Here is a 19,284-nt window from a genome sequence, read left to right as displayed (position 1 = left end):
GCTGGTGGATTGACGGGATCCGTCAACGCATGACGAGGTCCAGCAGATCTGTGCCGAGGGCACGCATCACCTGTTCGTCCAGCCGGTACGCGACGAACCTACCCTGCCGCTCGGCCGTCACCACGCCGGCACGGGTCAGCACGCGCAGGTGCCGAGTGACCTGTGTGGAGTTGAGTCCCCAGAGCGCTGCGATCTCTCCGGCCGTCCTGGGCTCGCTGGCGACCGCACGGCAGATCTGCAGCCTGTCGGGCGCTGCCAGTGCTTCCAGCCGAGCCCTGACCACCTGTGCCGCTGGTACGCCGGTCCGCTTGGCCCCCGCCGGGTAGATGACGGTCAGCGGCTCCCCCGGCACCTCACCGAGGAAGACGTGCGGCGCGATGTAGTTGCTCGGTACGAGCAGCAGCGACCGGGTGGACAGGTCGATGCGCTTGTTCTGCACCTTCTGGACCACCACGCTGTCCGGGTCCCGCGGGTGCACCGAACCGTCCAGCGACCGCAGCATCGTCTCCACCCCGTCCCGGGCGGCCAGGTCCCGGTCCTGCCGGCCACGGGCTGCCAGCTGGTCGCGTGACTCGCTCCACAGCTCACCGAACCACTCATGCCAGCAGGAGTCGAGCAGAGCCAGGAAGCGCTGCACCGGCTCGGCCGGAGCCGTCAGCAACGACTCCACCAGCACCTCGACCTCCCGGCCGCGGCTGCGCGCCCAGCGGCGTACGGCTTCGGTGTCTGTCGTGCGGGAGCTGAGCGGGCGGCCCCGGAGCGGGCGGACCAGCTCAGCGGCGAGGTCTTCCGGCGTACGGGCTCGGAGTGCGTCCAGCTCGTCCTGCCAGGTCGGCACACCAGTAGCGGAGCTGGTGGCGAAGAAGCGGGCGCGGACAGCCCGGACCGTCCAGCTCCAGGCAGCCAACTCCTTGCGCAGCGGCTTGCTCAGCTCGATGCCGGCGGCCCAGTCGGTCTTGTCGTGGTGCCGCGGCTCGGCCAGCACGTGCAGTGCGCAGCCCAGCTCGATCAGTGGTGAGGCGACGTGCCGGATCCGCTCCGGGTCCAGCTTGGTGAGGCCGGCGAGAACCGTCGGCACTTAACCCCGCAGCCGGAACAGCAGCTCGGTCTCCCACTGGTCCATGTCCGGTACCTCGATCGGGTCCGACTTGTAGACCTCGAGCCGGGCACCCCAGTGGTCGCCGTCGGCGTCCCACTCGAGCCCCTCCTTCTCCGCCCAGGCCAGCAGGTCACCGGTCGCCTGGTACAGCCCGTCCGGGTGCCCGTGATGGGTGTGACTGACGTACCGCCCAGCCGGAAGCACCCCGGTGATGATCTCCCCCTCCCCGGTGTGCCGCTCCTCGACCGGGATCCCGATCTCCATCACCAGCCCGTTCTCCATGTCGACCACGTCGTACTTGAAGAACAGCGCGTCCACCGGCGTGATCCCCCGCGCGGCCAGCCAGCCGAACACCTCCCCGCCGCGGCGCGCGAACGTCGCGATCTCGTTCATCTGCACCTTCGCCCTGATGGCGACGTACGGCTGCTCGTCCCGCTCCACGATCTCCGGCATGCCTGACATCCTGCCCGGCAGCCGCTCAGGACGCCAGGACCCGCTGGATCGCCGCGGTGTCCTGGTACTCCCGCCACTGCACGATCCGCCCCTCCCGCACCCGCAGGACGCCGACGAACCGCGCACTCGCCCGCTGCCCGGTCGTGGTCACCACCCCGCCGAGCTCGTACTCGACCACCGCCACCTCCGGGTCGGCGGTCAGGTGCACCGCGTGCTTCACGAACGCGTCGAACCGCACCGGCAACTGCGCCCGGCTGGGCGTCGCGAACGCCAGCCACTCGGCCTTGCCCACCCACCGCCGCGCTCCACCGGCCGCGAACGGCACCTCGATCACCACGTCGTCGGCCAGCAGCTCGTCCATCCCCGCCGGGTCGCTCGTCCAGGCCTCACCCATCCGGTCCAGCACCTGTTCCAGCATCACGGCCTCCTCGAAAGTGAGTCACCACTCAGGTTTCCTCAGGACTATAGTGAGTTGGCACTCAGGTTTCCAGCCTCAGGAGGACCGTGGAGCTCAGAGCGGACGCGCAGCGGAACCGGACGGCGATCCTCACCGCCGCGGCCGGGGTCTTCGCCGAGCACGGTCCCCGGGCGACGACCGAGCAGGTCGCGCGGGAGGCCGGCGTCGCGGTCGGGACGGTGTTCCGGCACTTCCCGACCAAGGACGCGTTGCTGGTCGCGATCATGAAGGAGTCACTGGAACGGCTCACCGCGCTGGCCGACGGAACGACGCTGGCGGACTTCTTCGCGGCGGTGGTCGACGAGGCGGCGGCAACGCGGACCGTCGTCGAAGCACTGGCGCCGCGCGGGCTGGACGTCGGCGAAGCGCTCGGTGGTCTCCGCGAGTCCACGGCCCGGCTGCTCACCGCCGCCAAGAAGACCGGCGACGTGCGGCGCGACGTACGGATCGACGAGGTGATGGCGTTGCTGACCGCCCTCGCACAGGCGACCCAGCAGGCCTCCTGGACGCCGGATCTGCGGCGCAGGACGCTGAACATCGTGCTCACCGGCCTGCGCTGAAATCCCCCATTGCCGCCCGCGATTTTCGGGCGTGTACTGCTGGTGGGAGGGGATGACAGTGTGGCGGCTCAAGGTGTTGGTGGTGGCGGGGGCGCTGGTGGTGGGGACGGCCGGTACGGCGGGAGCTGAGCCGGCTACGGGGGTGGCCTACCCGGCGGGGGCGACGGCGACGCGGGTGAACGGGTGGGCGTTCGACACCTGTACGGCGCCGACCGTTGCGCAGATGGCGGCATGGAAGGCCTCCTCGCCGTACCAGGCGGTGGGGATCTACATCGGCGGCGGCAACCGGAGCTGTGCGCAGCCGCAGCTGACGGCCGGCTGGGTGAGCACGGTGACCAGGCAGGGCTGGCGGCTGATCCCGATCTACCTGGGCTGGCAGGCGACCTGCACGCACCGGACCAACGCGTTGAAGATGTCGTCGTCGACAGCAACGGCTGCCACGCAGGCGAGAGGCTCGGCGGCGGACGCGGTGACGAAGGCGCGGGCGCTCGGGCTGATCGGTGGGAGCGCGATCTACGGCGACATGGAGCACTACGACCTGGGCAACGCGAGCTGCCGGGCCGCCGTACTGAGCTACCTGTCGGCGTGGACGAAAGAGCTGCACCGGCACGGGTACCTGTCGGCGGTGTACGCACACCAGGACAGCGGGGCGCGGCATCTGGCGGAGGTCTACAACAACAGCGCCTATGCGAGACCGGATGCGTTGTGGATCGCCCGGTGGGACATGAGGACGGCACTCACAGACTGGCCTTTGATCGATAACAGCTACTGGGCGACAGGCCAGCGCGCCAAGCAGTACTGGGGCGACCACAACGAGACCTGGGGCGGCGTCACCCTCAACATCGACGCCGACCGCTTCCACGCACCCGTCGCTTCCGTCGGCTTCAACTACACGACCACCACCACGCTGAGCGCCCGCAGCGGCCCGACCACCAGTCACCCGGTCGTCGCCACGTACGCCGCCGGCGCGACCGTCCGCGTCGCCTGCCAGACCTACGGCACCAAGGTCGGCACCACGACGGTCTGGAACAAGCTGACCTCAGGCGCCTACGTCACCGACTACTACGTCAGCACCCCGTCCAACACGACGTACTCGTCCCCGATCCCCGGCTGCTCCGTGGCCTACCAGACCACCACCTCACTCAGCCGCCGCAGCGGCCCCGGTACGTCGTACGGCGTGGTCGGCACGCTCCCCAGCGGCTCGCTCGCCTGGGTCACCTGCCAACGCCCCGGCAGCACCGTCGGTACGACGAACCTCTGGGACCGCCTCACCGACGGCAGCTACGTCACCAACTACTACGTAGCCACCGCCGGCAGCGCGGCCATCAGGCGCTGTTAGGGCTCGTCGACGACAGACGCGTAAGAGATGACGCCGCGACGGATCTGATCGGTCACCGCACGCGCCGTCGCGCGCAGCGGTGTCGGGCCGGCCGCGTCGGCGACCTGCTCGGTCAGGTCGATCAGCTGCTTCACCCAGCGCACGAAGTCGCCCGCCGCCAGGTCCGACTCGTACAGCACCTCGGCCAGCGACGCTCCCGAGGCCCACCGGTACGCCGCCCAGCAGAAGCCGAGATCCATCGAGCGCAGGAAGTCGACCTTCATGTCCCGCTCCAGCGCGGACAGGTCGCGCCAGATCGCGCCCATCTTCTCCAGCGCGTCCCGCACCTCACCGCGCGGCAGCCGCGGTGAGGTCGGCTCGTCCTTCGAGCGCGACTCGTAGACCAGCGCGGCCAGCGCCGACGCCAGCTGCGGCACGTCCAGGTCGTCGAACACGCCCTGGCGCAGGCACTCGGCCGCGACCAGGTCGAGCTCGGCGTAGATCCGCGACAGCCGGTCACCGGCCTCGGTGGTCTTGTCGCCGTCCAGGTAGTGCAGGGCGTCGAGCACCTGGCAGACCCGGTCGAACTGGCGGGCGATCGTGTTCGTCCGCTGCTCGATCTTGCGCTGCACCTCGCGGTTCTCCCGGTCGAGCCGGTAGTAGCGCTCGGCCCAGCGGGCGTGGTCCTCGCGGTCGGAGCAGCCGTGGCAGGGGTGCGCGCGCAGCTGCGCCCGCATCTCCTGCAGCACCGGGTCGTCGGCGTGCGTGATCACGTCGCCGGCCCGGCTCCGGTACGACGGCGGGCCTTCGTCGCCGTGCATGTCGGTCCGGTTCCGCAGCACCTGGGCGAGCTCGCGGCGCTGCTGCGGGTTGCGCGCGTTGAACTTCTTCGGGATCCGGAGCACGCCGATCGACTCCACCGGCGTCGGGAAGTCGACCATCGACAGCTTGCGGACCTGACGGTCCAGCGTCAGCACGGTCGGCCGCGGCCCTTCCCGCTCCGAACGCATCCCCGGGTCGATCACCAGCGCCCAGCCCGCGCTGCGGCCGGCCGGGATCCGGATGATGTCGCCCATCCGGAGCTTCTCGATCGACTCCTGGGCCTCGACCCGGCGGTCCAGCTTGCGCCGCTTCGAGCCCGACGACTCGCGCTCACCGATCCGGCGGCGCAGGTCGGCGTACTCGAGGAAGTCGCCGAGGTGGCAGTCGATCGACTCCTTGTAGCCCTCCAGGGCCTCGGTGTTGCGCTGCACCTGCCGGGCCAGCCCGACCACGGCCTGGTCGGACTGGAACTGCGCGAACGACAGCTCCAGCATGTCCCGGGCGCGCGACCGCCCGACCTGGCGGACCAGGTTCACCGCCATGTTGTACGACGGGGAGAACGACGACCGCAGCGGGTAGGTCCGCGTCGACGCCAGACCGGCCACCTCGCGCGGGTCGAACCCGGGCTGCCAGAGCACCACCGCGTGCCCCTCGACGTCGATCCCGCGCCGCCCGGCCCGGCCGGTCAGCTGGGTGTACTCGCCCGGGGTGATGTCGACGTGCGCCTCGCCGTTCCACTTGCTGAGCTTCTCCAGCACCACCGTGCGGGCCGGCATGTTGATGCCCAGGGCAAGCGTCTCGGTGGCGAAGACGACCTTGATCAGGCCGCGCGCGAACAGCTCCTCGACGACCTCCTTGAACGCCGCCAGCATGCCCGCGTGGTGCGCCGCGATGCCACGGCTGAGCGCCTCGGCGAAGTCGTGGTACCCGAGCACGCCGAGGTCCTCGTCGGGCAGGTCGACGGTCCGCTCGGCCAGCACCCGCTTGATCTCGTCGCGCTCGCTCGGCTTGGTCAGCCGCAGCCCGGACCGCAGGCACTGCAGCATCGCGTCCTCGCAGCCCTTGCGGGAGAAGATGAAGTAGATCGCCGGCAGCAGCGCGCCGGCGTCCAGCTCCTCGACCACGTCGGACCGGAACGGGGTGAAGTGCGAGCGGGCCGGCCGGTTCTTCGGCAGGTCCCGGCGGCGCCGCGGCTTGCGTGAGTCGTCGCGGAAGATCCGGTTGTCGTCCCGGGCGATCCGGACCAGCTGTGGGTTGACCAGGTCGCGCAGGTCGGGCGCACCCGGCTTGGCCGCCTTGGCCGGGTTCCCCGAGCGGCTCGCGCGACCGGCCGACGGGCCGAACTGCGCCTGCGCCGTACCGGCGGTGGGGGTCTCGCCGGCGAACAGGTCGTGCAGCCGCTTGCCGACCATCACGTGCTGGAACAGCGGCACCGGCCGCTTCTCCTCCAGCACCACGACGGTGTTGCCGCGGACGGTCTCCAGCCAGTCGCCGAACTCCTCGGCGTTGCTGACCGTCGCCGACAGCGAGACCACCGCGACCGAGTCCGGCAGGTGGATGATCACTTCCTCCCAGACCGCGCCGCGGGACCGGTCGGCCAGGTAGTGCACCTCGTCCATCACGACGTACGACAGGCCGAGCAGGGTTTGCGACCCGGCGTACAGCATGTTGCGCAGCACCTCGGTCGTCATCACCACGATCGGGGCCTCGGAGTTGATCGAGTTGTCCCCGGTCAGCAGCCCGACGTTGTCGGCGCCGTAGCGGTGCACGAGGTCGGAGTACTTCTGGTTGGACAGCGCCTTGATCGGGGTGGTGTAGAAGCACTTCTGGCCGCGCTGCAGCGCCAGGTGCACCGCGAACTCGCCGACCAGCGTCTTGCCGGACCCGGTCGGCGCCGCGACCAGCACCTGGTGGCCGTCCTCGAGCGCGGCGCAGGCCCGGAGCTGGAACTCGTCCAGCTGGAAGTCGTAGAGCGACCGGAACTCCTTCACGGCCGGGTGCTCCTGGTCCGAGCGGAAAAGGGCGTACTTCTCGGACGGAGTGCTCATAGGGCACAGGCTACTAAAGAGGGAAAGAGTGAAGCCCCCGTGCCGCACGGCACGGGGGCTTCACATGATCACAACTAGCTGATGTGGAAGCTGTCGCCGTACACCTTCCAGTCCAGCGGGGTGTTCAGGTTGAGGTTGCCGTTGCGCAGGAAGACCCGCTGGGCGGTGTCGACCCGGCTGGTGTCGCTGTGCGCCTCCTCCTGCTTCATCGCCCAGACCCGGGCGTCCAGGAAGGCGTTCAGCCAGGTGGTCTCGTTGCCACCCTGGGCCGGCGGCTTGGCCTTGGTCAGGGCGCGCTTGCGGATGTTGCGGAAGCTGGTCGAGTCGCCACCGTCGCCGTGCATCACGATGGCGTCGTAGTACATGAACTGACCGAGCACGCCGACCTGGTCGGACTTGCCCTGGTTGACGGCCGGGTTGAAGTAGACCCGGTCCCGCTCGCTGTCCTGCGCGGCCTTGAAGACCGAGTCGTTGGCGGCGGTCTTCCAGTCCCGGGTGTAGTTCGGGTCGAGCCCGTCGTGCGAGTCGGTGCCGTCGACCTCGCGCAGCGCCGGAAGGTACTTGGCCAGCACGTTGCCCGGCTTGCGCTGCTGGTACAGCTCGACCAGGTCGAGCATGTCGCCGGTGCCGGAGCAGAACCCGATGATGCCGGCCGTGTAGCCGCGGCCGTCGTCGATGTCCTCGATGTACTTGTACTGCGCCTTCCAGTCCAGCGAGGAGTTCTCCGCGCTGGACACGATCTTCATCGCGATCTCCTTCTTCGCCGGGTCGTCGAGCCCGACGGCGGCCGGAGCCTGGACCTGGTCCTGGTACTGCGTGCCGGCCTGGTGCTGCTGCAGGGGCTGGAACGGCGAGGCGAAGGCGGTCGCCGGGGCGGCTGCGACGGCGAGGCCGAGCAGGACGGCGGCGAACCGGCGAGTGGTGCTGGGGCGGTTGAGCACGATCTCTCCTCTGAGGGGCGTCGAGAGGTATCTGTTAGGAAGCTTTCCTATCAGATCTGGATCGTGACGAACAGAGATCGAGCGAATTCTTTTCGTGACCGATGGATTCAGGCGTAGACGGTGAGCGCGCCCGGGGCGATCGTGATGTCCAGCGGCAGCGGGCCGAGCAGCTCGCCGTCGCCGTACGCGGTGACCGTCGGCGACTCCAGCCGGACCTCGCGGCCGCGCAGCGCGTGCACCGCCGGATGCCCGACGTGGGTGCCCTTGGACAGCTTTGGGAACAGCTGCAGCAAGGTCAGCCGGGACACCGGCTTGATGATCGTGAGGTCGAGCAGGCCGTCGTCGATCTCCGCCCCGGCGCAGATCTGCAGCCCACCGCCGTACGTCGGACCGGTGCCGACCGCGACCAGCATCGCGTCGGTCTCGATCCGCTCGCCGTCCACGGTGACAACGTAGGAGAGCGGGGTGAACGTACGCAGTTCGGCCAGCGTCGCGACGGTGTAGCGGGCGTTGCCCTTCGGCCACGTCATCGCGTTGGCGCGCTTGTTCACCAGCGAGTCGAAGCCGCCGGCCACGACCGTGGTGATGAACTCCCCCGCCGCGACCCCGAGGTCGACCGTCCGGGTCCTGCCCGCGACGATCAGGTCGGCGGCCGCCTCAGGATCCTTCAGCGGTACGCCGAGCCCGCGGGCGAAGTCGTTGCCCGTCCCGGCGGGGATGACGCCGAACGGCATCCCCGACTTGGCCAGCACCTGCGCGCCGAGGTGCAGCGTGCCGTCGCCGCCGACCAGAGCGACGCCGTCCGCGCCGGAGGCGATCACCTCGGCCGAGATCCGGCCGACGTCCTCCGCGCACGTGGTCTCGTACAGGTCGACGCTCAGCCCACCCTGCTCGAGCCGCCGCCGGACCACCGGAGCGACCCGGGCACCCAGGCCGCGGCCGCTGGTGGGGTTCACCACCAGCGCGATCTTGCGGCCCATCAGTCGGCCAGCAGTGCTTCGGCCTTGCGGGCCTTCCGCTTGTCGAGGATCCGGGCGATGATCTCGGCGCCGAAGAACAGCGCACACATCGGCACCGCCAGGAACATCAGCGAGAACGGGTCACCCGACGGCGTCGCCACCGCGCCGAAGATGAAGATCGCCAGGATGATGTACGGCCGGAACTTGGCCAGCGCCTTGGCCGGCACCACACCGACGATGTTCAGCAGCACCACGACCAGCGGCAGCAGGAACGCGATCCCGAAGACCAACATCGTGCGCAGGACGAAGTCCAGGTACTCCGGCAGGGTGATCAGGTTCTGCGCGAAGTCCGGCGTGAAGCCGATCAGGATCTCGATGCCCTTCGGCAGCGTCCAGTACGCCACCGCGAGGCCGGCCACGAACAGCGGCGTCGCGATCCCCGCGAACAGGAACGCCCAGCGCCGCTCCGAGCGGTGCAGGCCGGGGGCGATGAACGCCCACAGCTCGTACAGCCAGATCGGCGCAGCCAGGATCAGGCCGAAGACCAGCGAGATCTTGATCTGGAAGGTGAACGGCGAGGTCACGTTGTTGAACGTGAGCTCGGGCCGCTTGCCGCCGTTGTTGTCCGCGAGCAGCTGGCGCACACCGTTGTTGAACGGCTTGACCAGGAAGTCCAGCGCCTGGTCGTAGAAGACGTACCCGACGACCGTCAGCACCACGATCGCGAGCACCGAGATGAGCAGGCGGTTGCGCAGCTCGGCGATGTGCTCGCGCAGGGTCATCCGACCCTCTTCGTCCTTCGGACGTTCTTCCTTCCGCCGTCCGAACCTCACCATCGTCACAGGTGGTGCGCGGGAATCAGTTGGCGGTGTGCGTCGGCGGCATGCCGTCGCCCGGGGCCTGACCGTTCGCCTGGTTCTGCTGCGGGGCCGGCTGCGCCTGCTGCACCGGCGGCTGCACCGGCTGGGCCGGCGGCGGGGCGGTCTCGGTCAGCTCGGCGTCCTTCTTCTTGCCAGGGCCGACCTCTTCTTCCCAGATCTTCTTCGACTTGCCGAGCTGCTTCACCAGGGCCGGCAGCTTGGCCGACCCGAACAGCAGCACGACGATCGCGAGAATGACGAGCCACTCTGCGCCCTGGGGCATACCGAGAAGCGGGGGCATGAGGATCTCCCTTTCACGACTGACTGATGGCTCAACGGTGAGACGTCGCCGATACTACGCCCGCGACCGCACAGACCCGCCGGTCCGGTCCGGACCTGGCCTCTGGGCGGCTTCGAGCTTCGACTGGGCGGCGCCCAACTCACGCGTCAGCGCCTTGGTCTGGCCCCACAGCTTCTTCGCGAGCAGGGCGAGGACCAGGAGCCACACCGCCACGACCGCGAGAAAGAGCAGGAACCAGTACATGTTCCGACCTTATCCGGTTCGGGGCCGCTGCCCACGCGGATGGGTGTTCGTCACGGGCAACGGTGTCGGAACGTGATGGTAAGAATTGGTGTCCGGCGAGGGATCGAGGGGGCAGAGTGCTGCGGATCGGGATCGAGGAGCGGCGAACCAGGCTGGGACGCCGGCACCGGCTGGCGACTTCCTGTCAGGCGACGGACCCGGTTCAGGCGGCGATTTCGGTGGTCGTTCTGCACGCGACGGACCCGGCGACGGTGCACCTCTCGGTCGCTGCCCGGATGCCGGACGGTGACGTCGTACTGACCGAGCGTGCCCTGTACGACGACCGCACGCTGATCCGGATGCTCGGGATGCGGCGTACGGTCTTCGTCGTACCGACGGCGTTCGCGCCCGTCGTACAGGCTGCTGCGAGTGACGAGATCGCGGTGAAGCAGCGCCGCTTGCTCGTGAAGCACCTGGTCGAGGCGGGGATCGCGGGTGAGGCCGAGGCGGCTGGGCAGTGGCTGCGGACCGTGGAGGAGTCCACGGCGACCGCGCTGAGCCTGCGCGGCTCAGCGACAGCGCAGGACCTCGCCCAGGACGAGCCCCGGCTGCGCAGCCGGCTGGCGATGGCCCCTGGCAAGTCGTACGCGGCCCAGCCGTACGTGACGAGCCGCGTGCTGTTCCAGCTCGCAGCCGAAGGCCGCATCGTCCGAGGCCGCCCGCTGGGCACCTGGTTGAGCAGCCAGCACCAGTGGTCACCGGTGGAGGCCTGGCTCCCCGGTGGTCTAGCCAGCGACCTGTCAGCCGATGAGGCCCGTACGACGCTAGCCCGCGCGTACCTGAACTCCTTCGGCCCAGCCACCCTCCCCGACCTCCAGTGGTGGACCGGCTGGACCCTCGGCCAGTCCCGCAAGGCACTGCTCGCCGTAGAAGCAGTAGAAGTCGACCTGGACGGCACGGTCGGCTACGTCCTCCCCGGCGACGAGTCCCCCGAGGTCCCGGTCGAGCCCTGGGTCGCCTTCCTCCCCGGCCTGGACCCCACCCCCATGGGCTGGAAAGACCGCCACTGGTACCTCGGCGACCACAAAACCCGCCTCTTCGACACCACCGGCAACATCGGCCCGACAATCTGGTCCAACGGCCGCATCGTCGGCGCCTGGGGCCAACCGGAGTCCGGCGAAGTCCGCTACCAACTCCTGGAAGACGTCGGCCAGGAAACCGCCCTAGCCATCGAAGCCCAAGCCGCCGCCTGGACCACCTGGCTCGCGGGCGTCCGCATCACTCCCCGCTTCCGCACACCCCTGGAAAGAATCCTCAGCCAGGGCTGACCGCCGGGGCCACCCTCCTCCCCCCGAGCCAACGCCCCACCTACACCGCACCAACCACCCAGGCCGAGCCAACGCCCCGCCCACACTGCACCCACGCCCGAGGCGAACGCCCCGCCCACCACGCACCCCCGAGCCACCGCCCCGCCCACCGCTCGGTGTCCACCGCTCGGTGCTCCACCACCCGGGCCACCGCCCCGCCCACCGCTCACGCTCCACCGCTCGGTGCTCCAGCAGTCGCGCTCCACCACCCGGTGCTCCACCCACTCGCACTCCACCACCCGGTGCTCCACCCACTCGCACTCCACCACCCGGTGCTCCACCCACTCGCACTCCACCACCCGCGCTCCACCACACTCCGACACCCCGCCTTCCCTCCGGCCGCCGCGACCTCAGCCCAAGCCGACCTCACCGGCCGCATGCCCGCAAGCTCAGCCACAACCATCAACAAACAGATCTGTGGTGACCGAGGTGCCGATGCGGCCGACACGGTCGCCTCGGGCTGAGGCCGCACCGGCCGGAAACAGAGCGAGGTGTGCTTCAGCCGCATGGACCGATGGCTGGTCTTTCACCCGGCCAGGTGCTCTCCGTCGCGAGCTTGGGCACCTGCCGCCTGATCCCCGGTGGTACTTTCCAGCCATGTCGTCCGTCGAAACGGCACTGACCGAAGCCATCACCCGCCGAGCTGAGGCTCTCCGCACGCGCGACATCGCCACGCTGGCCGAACTGTTCGCCGACGACTTCACCTACGTGAACTCCCAAGGCGCCCTGCTCACCAAACAGGCCTACCTGGACTTCATCGCGCACGGCCCGCTGCGCTTCGACCAGCAGACAACCGACGAGCTAGCCATCCGCGCCCACGGCGACACGGCGGTCGTCACCTGCCTCGTCCACGACACCGGCACCTGGCAGGGCGACCCCTTCGAGGCGGTCTTCCGCTCAACCCAGACCTACCTGCTCCGAGAAGGCCAATGGCTGTACGTGGCAGGCCAGACAACCGCGCTGGAGTAGGTCAGAGCTGGTCGTCGTACGCCGACAGCGCCTCTCGGGCGGTGTTGGCGATCTGCGCCCCCAAGTCGGCGGGCTCCAGCACAGTCGCCGAGCCCCCAAGGCGGAGGACCAAGCGCTGGAGCCATGAGGTGTCGGCGACGCGAAGCTGGATGATCAGCGAACCCTGCGGGCCCTCCTTCACCGACTCCGTGGGGTAGTACTCAGCCACCCAACGCGCCGGCGGCGCCAGCGAGACCGTCGCGAGCAAGTCGCACTCCGACGGCTGGAACATGCCGTTGGAGAGGTCGCGCGGTGTCGCCTCCGGTGGGGGCTCGCTGGGGAGGTCGAGGAGCTTGACGGCGGCGATGCGGTCGAGGCGGAAGAGGCGGACGTCTTCGGCGAGGCGGCACCAGGCTTCCAGGTACGTGCGGCCCTCGGAGACGACCAGGCGCATCGGGTCGACGTCGCGTTCGGTGGTTTCGTCGCGGGACGGTACGTCGTACGTGAGGTGGAGGCGGCGCTTGCCGGCCAGGCCGCGGTTGACGGTGTCGGCGATCTCAGGCGCGGCCGGCTCGACGTGGACGTGCGCGGCGGCGCCCTCGACGGCCGCGGCGCCGGCGCCGGCGGCTGTTTCGAGTTTGGCGATCGCGCGGTCGACGGCGTCGCGGTCGGCGCCGGCGGTCACCTCGCGGAGCGTCCGGAGCGCGGTCAGCAGGGCGAGCGCTTCGTCGGCGGCGAGGCGCAGCGGGCGGGCCAGGTAGTCGGCGTTGTTCAGGTGGATGACGCCTTCGCCCTCGGCGGCGTCGATGTCGATCTCGATCAGGTCGCCCATCTGCGCGCCGGGCAGCCCGCAGAACCAGAGCACCTTGAGGTCCGCGATGATCTGCTTCGGCCGTACGCCGAAGTCGGCCGCGACGTCGTCCACCCGTGCGCCGTCGTGCTCGCGCAGGTACGGCACGAGCGCCAGCAGCCGCTGCACCTGGTCACGTGCGTTGCTCATCCGCGGCCTCGCTCCGCGCCGGCCGCCGCTCGCCCGGCCGCACCGCGAGCCCTGGTCACCAACGCTGTCCGCTCGCTCATGAAACCCCCGCCACCGTCCGCAAACGACGCAGCACTCCGTCCAGCACGTCCCCCGGACCCTCGACCACCGCATCCGGCCCGTACGACGCGATCTCCTCGGCCAGCACCCCGGAGTCGGCGTACGGGACGTGCAGCAGGTCCCAGCCCTCCTCGTACGGCTCGATCGCGTTCGCGCGGCGACGGAGGCTGACGCAGGAGCCGGTCCGCGCCCGGACCTTCGCCTCGGACGTCGGCCGGGGCGGCGCCAGCTCGGCGACGAGCGAGCGCAGGTCGGTCCCCTCGGGCACGGTGAACGCGCCCGCCGGCCCGACGGTCTTCACGTTGCCGCCGATCCGCGACATCCGGAACATCCGGGTCGCCTCGCGGTCCCGGTCGCGGCCCACGACGTACCAGCGGCCGTGCCACGACACGATCCCCCACGGTTCCAGCGTGCGCAGGGTCGCCTCGGAGGCGCCGGAGCGCCGGTGCTCGAAGCGGACCGCCGTACGGCTGACGACCGCGGACCACAGCGGGTCGAAGGCCGGCTCGGACGCACCGACGTGCGGCTCGATCGCGCTGAGCGCGGACTGGTCGGTCTGGATCCCCGCGGCCTTCAGCTTCAGCACCGCCGACGTGGTCGCCTCGGCGAGGCTGGCGTGCTGCCAGACCCGCGCCGCGACGCCGAGCACCGCGGCCTCGTCGGGCTCCAGGTGCACCTCGGGCAGCTCGAAGACGTCCCGGCGGATCCGGTAGCCGACGTCGTCGGAGAAGAACTTGTCGATGGTGCCCATCTCGATCGGGATGCCGAGGTCGCGCAGCTCGTCCTTGTCGCGCTCGAACATCTTCTCGAAGGCGTCGTCGGTCTGCCCGGCGTAGCCCTCGACCACCTCGCGGATCCGCTCCTTGGTCACGTACGTGCGCGCGACCAGCAGGCAGATCACCAGGTTGAGCAGCCGCTCACTCTTCCGCGCCGACACCCGACCACCTTACGGGGTCGCGGGTCCGAATCACGTACTGCGCGCCGAACAGGTGTTCTAATCGTCGAGGGTTTACCGCGGTCAACTTTCTTTACCCCGCTAAAGTCGGCGCGTGATCCGGTGGCGTGAAGGAACGGTGGCTGAGCTGGGCCGAGCATGGTCCGGCGCTCAAGAGCTTCGGGTGACGGTCGGTGAGCAGAACGTGAAGGCCCTCGCCTACCCCGACTTGGTCGGTCAGCCGGAGCCAGGCGACCGCGTGCTGCTCAACGTCGGCGCCCTCGACCGCGGCCTCGGCACCGGTGGCTACGCCCTCGTCGTCGCCATCCCCGACCGCCTCCCCGCCGATCCGCCCGAGAACGGCCACCTGGTCAAGGCCCGCTACACGCCGCTCCAGGCGATGGTGCTGGGCGCCGACGAGCAGGACTCCCCCGACCACGCCGTACTGCGTGACGCCGACGACCTCTTCGGTACGCCGGTCGTCGTCGCCGACCTGCACTCCGCGCTGCCCGCCGTCCTGGCCGGCGTCTACGAGATGCGCCCGACCACCCGCGTCGTCTACGTGATGACCGACGGCGGCGCGCTCCCGCTCGCGTTCTCGCGCACGGTCGCGTCGCTGCGCGACAGCGGCTGGCTCGCCGGGACGGTGACCGTCGGCCAGGCGTACGGCGGCGACCGCGAGGCCGTCACCGTGCACACCGGCCTGCTCACCGCGGTCCACGTGCTCGCCGCCGAGCTGATCGTCATCACCCAGGGCCCCGGCAACCTCGGCACCGGCACTCGCTGGGGCTTCTCCGGCGTCCAGTCCGGCGAGGCGGTCAACGCGGTCGGCACGCTCGGTGGACGCGCGGTCGCGTCGCTGCGGATCTCCGAGGCCGACCCGCGGCCGCGGCACCGCGGCATCTCGCACCACAGCCTCACGGCGTACGGGCGGGTGGCGCTGCAGCCGGCCGACGTCGTCGTCCCGGATCTCGAGGGCGACTTCGGCGACGCCGTCCGCGACGCCGCCGAGCCGCTGAAGGCGCGGCACCGCGTCGTACGGGTCGGTGTCGAGGGCCTGTACGACGCCCTGCAGGCGGCGCCGGTCCAGCTGTCGACGATGGGCCGCGACCTGGACGGCGACCGCGCGTACTTCGAGGCGGCGGCCGCGTCGGGGCGGCACGCGGCGCGGCTGGTGGACGTACCACCACCGGCGCCGGGGTCCCAGTACTCCTGATCTTCGCCGCGGCCGGGCGCAGGCTCGGAGTATGGAAACCACACGCCTCCCTGTCCCGCCGCTGACCGCCCGCGCGGCCACCGGCGCGTGGCTGCTCGCCGTCGGCGCGGGCATCGCCGAGTCCGTCGTCGGCCTGGCCGGCGCCATCCACGACGGCGCCCCCGCGCTGGCGCTGATCGCCCAGGTCGCCTTGCGCGCAATTCTGTACGGCGGCCTGTTCCTGGTGATCGACCGCTACTTCCGCCACGGTGTCCGCTGGTCGCGGCTGCTGCTGACCGGTCTGCTCGGCACCGCTGGGATGGCCAGTCTGCTGATCGGCCCGATCAGTTGGCTCGCCGACCACCACCTGACCGACCTCTCCTTCACCGCGGGCTTCGTCACCGACGCCGCCCTCAGGACTGTCCACTTGGTCGCCCTGATCACCGCCCTGGCGCTCAGCTGGCAGCCGGAGACCAGCCGCTGGTTCCGCCGGGCATGACGAAGGGCCGGCTCCGTCTCGGAGCCGGCCCTTCGAAGAAGTCGCTACTGCTGCTGCTTGCCCGCCGGGAAGTTGTTCAGCAGGTCGATCACCGCGAACGCGTTCACGGTCTTGCCCTTGTCGTCCTTGGACGGCGGCAGCTCGACCAGCACGCGGCTGCCGACCGGGATCCCGGCCAGGCCGTCGAGCGCACCCGCCTGGCCGGTCGGGCCGGGGCCGACTTGCAGCTCGGCCGGCGCGCCGGCCTGGCCCTGCTGGCCGTCCCAGGTGCTGGCCTGCTTCTTGCCGGTGTAGTCGAAGATCACGTAGCGCGAGACGACCGTGCTCGACTTGTCGACCGGCTTGCCCTTGCCGGTGGCGATCACGACCGGCTTGCCGGGCTTGGCCGGCGGCTTCGAACCGGCCGGGACGGTCACCTTCGGCTCGGCGTTCAGCTCACCGGTGACCTTGAACTTGGTCGCCGGGGCGGCGACCGGGTCGGCCTCGAGCTTGGTGTCGTTGGCGGCCGCGGAGACCAGGTCGACGACGAAGATCAGGGTGTCGTCGCCCTTGATGCCGGCCTGCTCGTTGCCCTGCTCCTTGTAACCCTTGTCGGACGGGATCGACAGCATCACGCGGCTGCCGAGCTTCTTGCCGACCAGGCCCTCGTCCCAGCCGGCGATGACGCCGCCGACACCGATCGGGAACGACGACGGCGCGCCGCGGTCGTAGGAGTTGTCGAAGACCTTGCCGTCGCGCCAGATCTGGCCGAGGTAGTTCGCGGTGAGCAGCTCACCCTTCTTGACCTCGGGGCCGTCGCCCTCCTTGAGGACCTCGGTGACCAGGGTCTTGTCCGGCTCGCCCTCGCGGTGCGTGACGGTCGGCTTCTTCCCGAACTCCGACTCGACCTTGACCCCGCCGGCCCCGAAGTCCTTGCTCCCGCCGGATTCCGAGCCGCAGGCGGCCAGGGACGACCCCAGCGCGATCACCGCGACGACACTCAACAGCTTGCGCACGAACGAAGCACCTCGAAAAATCCCGGCGCGGACCCCGCGCCTGCTGGACGGCCATGAACGCGCCCACCCTAGCGGGCACGCCCAAGCCGCGGATCAGCCGCCTGCGTCACCGTTCGGTCACGTCACGCAGCGTCGACCGTCACGGTCCGGACGTCGCGATCCGCGATCGGGATGGCCGTCGCGCGAACGAATGTGGCCGTTTCGCAAACAAGTTACTTTCCCCATCCTCTTTACTAATTCGCTTTACCTAGACAAGATCAGGACCCACGTCCGCCCCGGTCGAGAGGATCGACGATGAAGTTGTCGCGAGTGATCAGTCGCGCCAGAAGGCGCCTGCTAGCCCTGGTCTCGGCCTGCGTGGTGGTCGCGCTGGTGGCGGCCTGTACCGCGGGTACGGCGGGTGGAGGCCCGGCCGGGAACTCCGGCGGGAACTCCGGTCGCACGGGGACCGCCGCCGGTGACTCCAGCAAGTTCCTCACGTTCTTCCCCTGCTGCAGCTGGGGTACGACGTGGTCCTACAACCCGTACAACGTGAACCAGCTCGGCATCCAGAACGACTTCATCTCGATGCGGCTGGCGCTGGTGAAGTCGCCGAGCCTGACCGAGTTCGTGCCGCAGCTGGCCGACAAGTGGACGGTCGAGGGCGGCAAGCTCAACGTCCACCTGCGCGACGACGCGAAGTGGCAGGACGGTACGCCGCTGACCAGCAAGGACCTGCACGACACCGCGATCCTGAACGGCCTGCGCGGCGACGGGTTCTGGAACGACATCACCGACGTGGCGATCGTCGACGAGAAGACGGTCGCCTTCACCCTCAAGCAGGGCCAGCCCGAGTCGCTGGCGAAACTGGACATCCTGAACTCGATCCGCCCGTACCCGTCCAGCGTGTACGGCAAGCTCGTCACCGACGCGCTGAAGCAGGACGTGCTCACGTACTTCCGTACGCTGCAGAAGAGCCCGGAGCAGGCCGCGAAGCTGCCCGAGTCCAAGCGGATGGGCGACGCGTTCAAGGACCTGGCCGCGATGAAGGTCGACAAGCTGATCGGCAACGGGCCCTTCCAGCTGGAGAACATCACCACCAAGGAAGCCAAGCTGGTCAAGTGGAAGGACTTCTGGGACTCGAGCAAGATCAAGTTCGCCGGCATCCGGTACCTGAACGGCTCGACCCAGACCGTCTACCCGCAGCTGTTCAGCGGCAACGTGCACCTGTCCAACGTGTACATGCCGCCGCCGATCCTGAACCGCTGGAAGACGACCCCCGAGTCCAACACCGCGCTTCCGCTCGGGTTCGGGTTCGCGATCATCTTCAACAGCAACCAGAAGCCGCTCGACTCCAAGGCGGTTCGCCAGGCGCTGGCGTACGTGATCCCACGGCAGCAGATCAGCGAGGCGGCGTACGGCACCGACGACGCGGCCGGCGGTACCTGGAAGGAAGTCAACACCGGCATCTCGCCGACGCTCGAGGAGCTCTACCTCAAGCCGGACCAGGTCGCGAAGCTGAACAAGTACCCGGTCGACCTGGCCAAGGCCACCGCACTGCTGCAGGGCGAGGGCTTCACCAAGAAGGGCGACCAGTGGATCAAGCCGGACGGTAAGCCGTTCACGATGAGGTTCACCGTCAACGCCGAGACCACCGACATCGTCACGTCGTTCAACTCCGCGGCCAAGGCCCTGACCGCGTTCGGGATCAAGTCCGACGTGAACGCGACCTCGGGGGCCCAGCAGGACGCCGACCAGCACAACGGCGACTTCCAGGCCGGGATGGCGTTCGTCGGCGGCAGCAACCCGATCGCGATGTACAACTTCCTGCTCGGCCCGGGCTACAACTTCACCCGCCAGGGCAACTACGCCGGCAAGCGCGGGATCGGTTTCGGCCCGAAGAAGAACGTTCCCGGTCTCGGCGAGGTCGACGTGGTCAGCACCATCGACCAGCAGGTCCGCAGCGTCGAACCGGGCGAGGAGATGAACAAGCAGGTCTGGAACTGGGCGCAGCTGATCAACGACGAGGTGCCCTACATCTGGTACGCGACCAAGGTCTACCAGTTCCCGTTCTCCACCAAGGAGTTCACGAACTGGCCGCCCCTGGGCGACAACAAGTCCAGTGAGCTCTGGGACATCATCAGCGCCGACATGAACGGCGGCCTCTCGCTGGCGATGCAGCAGGGCTTCATCACGCCCAAGTAAGTCCTGGACTCCCCGGACGGCAC

19 protein-coding genes are annotated in these 19,284 nt (G+C 69.5%); 7 read left to right on the top strand and 12 right to left on the bottom strand.

What is annotated here, in order from left to right:
- Window positions 1-22: 22 nt before the first annotated feature.
- The 3 genes from ACZ6Z4_RS31490 to ACZ6Z4_RS31480 are packed head-to-tail and all read right to left on the bottom strand — an operon-like array spanning window position 23 to window position 1,970.
- Window positions 23-1,078: an ArsR/SmtB family transcription factor gene (locus ACZ6Z4_RS31490; protein ID WP_465572555.1), complete on the bottom strand. Its 1,056-nt coding sequence runs from the start codon at window positions 1,076-1,078 to the stop codon at window positions 23-25.
- Entirely contained in the window at window positions 1,079-1,552 is a 474-nt protein-coding gene (locus tag ACZ6Z4_RS31485; protein ID WP_465572552.1) for a GyrI-like domain-containing protein, read from the bottom strand.
- Between the two features lie 25 nt (window positions 1,553-1,577).
- On the bottom strand, window positions 1,578-1,970 hold the full coding sequence (locus tag ACZ6Z4_RS31480) for a nuclear transport factor 2 family protein (RefSeq protein ID WP_465572549.1): 393 nt from the start codon (window positions 1,968-1,970) through the stop codon (window positions 1,578-1,580).
- An 86-nt stretch (window positions 1,971-2,056) separates the two neighbouring features.
- On the opposite strand from ACZ6Z4_RS31480, the gene ACZ6Z4_RS31475 reads away from it, so the two are divergent.
- Entirely contained in the window at window positions 2,057-2,569 is a 513-nt protein-coding gene (locus ACZ6Z4_RS31475; RefSeq protein WP_465572545.1) for an SbtR family transcriptional regulator, read from the top strand.
- Window positions 2,570-2,621: 52 nt separating this feature from the next.
- Window positions 2,622-3,908 (top strand): glycoside hydrolase domain-containing protein, encoded by a 1,287-nt coding sequence (locus ACZ6Z4_RS31470; protein WP_465572542.1) that lies wholly within the window; start codon window positions 2,622-2,624, stop codon window positions 3,906-3,908.
- On the opposite strand, the gene ACZ6Z4_RS31465 is transcribed toward ACZ6Z4_RS31470, so the two are convergent.
- The 6 genes from ACZ6Z4_RS31465 to ACZ6Z4_RS31440 form a co-directional block, all read right to left on the bottom strand.
- Complete coding sequence (locus ACZ6Z4_RS31465; protein ID WP_465572537.1) at window positions 3,905-6,757, bottom strand: DEAD/DEAH box helicase; 2,853 nt, start codon at window positions 6,755-6,757, stop codon at window positions 3,905-3,907. The genes ACZ6Z4_RS31470 and ACZ6Z4_RS31465 overlap by 4 nt on opposite strands.
- Window positions 6,758-6,831: 74 nt before the next feature.
- On the bottom strand, window positions 6,832-7,698 hold the full coding sequence (locus tag ACZ6Z4_RS31460; RefSeq protein ID WP_465572534.1) for a chitosanase: 867 nt from the start codon (window positions 7,696-7,698) through the stop codon (window positions 6,832-6,834).
- Window positions 7,699-7,805: 107 nt separating this feature from the next.
- A complete protein-coding gene (locus tag ACZ6Z4_RS31455) occupies window positions 7,806-8,678 on the bottom strand; it encodes a diacylglycerol/lipid kinase family protein (protein ID WP_465572531.1) in 873 nt (290 codons plus the stop codon).
- Complete coding sequence (tatC, locus tag ACZ6Z4_RS31450; protein WP_465572526.1) at window positions 8,678-9,439, bottom strand: twin-arginine translocase subunit TatC; 762 nt, start codon at window positions 9,437-9,439, stop codon at window positions 8,678-8,680. Before tatC ends, ACZ6Z4_RS31455 begins: the two co-directional genes overlap by 1 nt.
- A gap of 76 nt (window positions 9,440-9,515) precedes the next feature.
- Complete coding sequence (locus tag ACZ6Z4_RS31445; protein WP_465572523.1) at window positions 9,516-9,800, bottom strand: twin-arginine translocase TatA/TatE family subunit; 285 nt, start codon at window positions 9,798-9,800, stop codon at window positions 9,516-9,518.
- A gap of 72 nt (window positions 9,801-9,872) precedes the next feature.
- The gene (locus tag ACZ6Z4_RS31440) at window positions 9,873-10,061 is read right to left on the bottom strand and encodes a hypothetical protein (protein ID WP_363664799.1); all 189 of its coding nucleotides are present in this window, start codon (window positions 10,059-10,061) and stop codon (window positions 9,873-9,875) included.
- 218 nt (window positions 10,062-10,279) lie between these two features.
- Between ACZ6Z4_RS31440 and ACZ6Z4_RS31435 the strand changes: the two genes are divergently transcribed.
- Window positions 10,280-11,368, top strand: a complete 1,089-nt coding sequence (locus ACZ6Z4_RS31435) for a winged helix DNA-binding domain-containing protein (RefSeq protein ID WP_465572517.1) — start codon at window positions 10,280-10,282, stop codon at window positions 11,366-11,368.
- Window positions 11,369-12,004: 636 nt separating this feature from the next.
- The gene (locus tag ACZ6Z4_RS31430) at window positions 12,005-12,376 is read left to right on the top strand and encodes a nuclear transport factor 2 family protein (protein ID WP_465572514.1); all 372 of its coding nucleotides are present in this window, start codon (window positions 12,005-12,007) and stop codon (window positions 12,374-12,376) included.
- Between the two features lies 1 nt (window position 12,377).
- On the opposite strand, the gene ACZ6Z4_RS31425 is transcribed toward ACZ6Z4_RS31430, so the two are convergent.
- Window positions 12,378-13,355 carry a helix-turn-helix transcriptional regulator gene (locus tag ACZ6Z4_RS31425; protein WP_465572511.1) on the bottom strand — a complete coding sequence of 326 codons (978 nt, stop codon included), beginning with the start codon at window positions 13,353-13,355 and terminating at the stop codon, window positions 12,378-12,380.
- Window positions 13,356-13,431: 76 nt separating this feature from the next.
- The gene (locus ACZ6Z4_RS31420; protein ID WP_465572508.1) at window positions 13,432-14,391 is read right to left on the bottom strand and encodes a helix-turn-helix transcriptional regulator; all 960 of its coding nucleotides are present in this window, start codon (window positions 14,389-14,391) and stop codon (window positions 13,432-13,434) included.
- 181 nt (window positions 14,392-14,572) lie between these two features.
- Between ACZ6Z4_RS31420 and ACZ6Z4_RS31415 the strand changes: the two genes are divergently transcribed.
- Window positions 14,573-15,604: a DUF3866 family protein gene (locus tag ACZ6Z4_RS31415; RefSeq protein WP_465572503.1), complete on the top strand. Its 1,032-nt coding sequence runs from the start codon at window positions 14,573-14,575 to the stop codon at window positions 15,602-15,604.
- A 31-nt stretch (window positions 15,605-15,635) separates the two neighbouring features.
- Entirely contained in the window at window positions 15,636-16,082 is a 447-nt protein-coding gene (locus ACZ6Z4_RS31410) for a hypothetical protein (RefSeq protein WP_465572501.1), read from the top strand.
- A gap of 44 nt (window positions 16,083-16,126) precedes the next feature.
- Here the strand turns inward: ACZ6Z4_RS31410 and ACZ6Z4_RS31405 are convergent, their stop codons facing one another.
- A complete protein-coding gene (locus tag ACZ6Z4_RS31405) occupies window positions 16,127-17,077 on the bottom strand; it encodes an FKBP-type peptidyl-prolyl cis-trans isomerase (protein ID WP_465572499.1) in 951 nt (316 codons plus the stop codon).
- 294 nt (window positions 17,078-17,371) lie between these two features.
- Between ACZ6Z4_RS31405 and ACZ6Z4_RS31400 the strand changes: the two genes are divergently transcribed.
- Window positions 17,372-19,261, top strand: a complete 1,890-nt coding sequence (locus ACZ6Z4_RS31400) for an ABC transporter substrate-binding protein (RefSeq protein ID WP_465572496.1) — start codon at window positions 17,372-17,374, stop codon at window positions 19,259-19,261.
- Window positions 19,262-19,284: the final 23 nt, after the last annotated feature.

Source organism: Kribbella sp. NPDC104740 (assembly GCF_055583505.1).
Note: the sequence above shows the minus strand (reverse complement) of the source record. Positions and strands in the feature narration are given on the sequence as shown.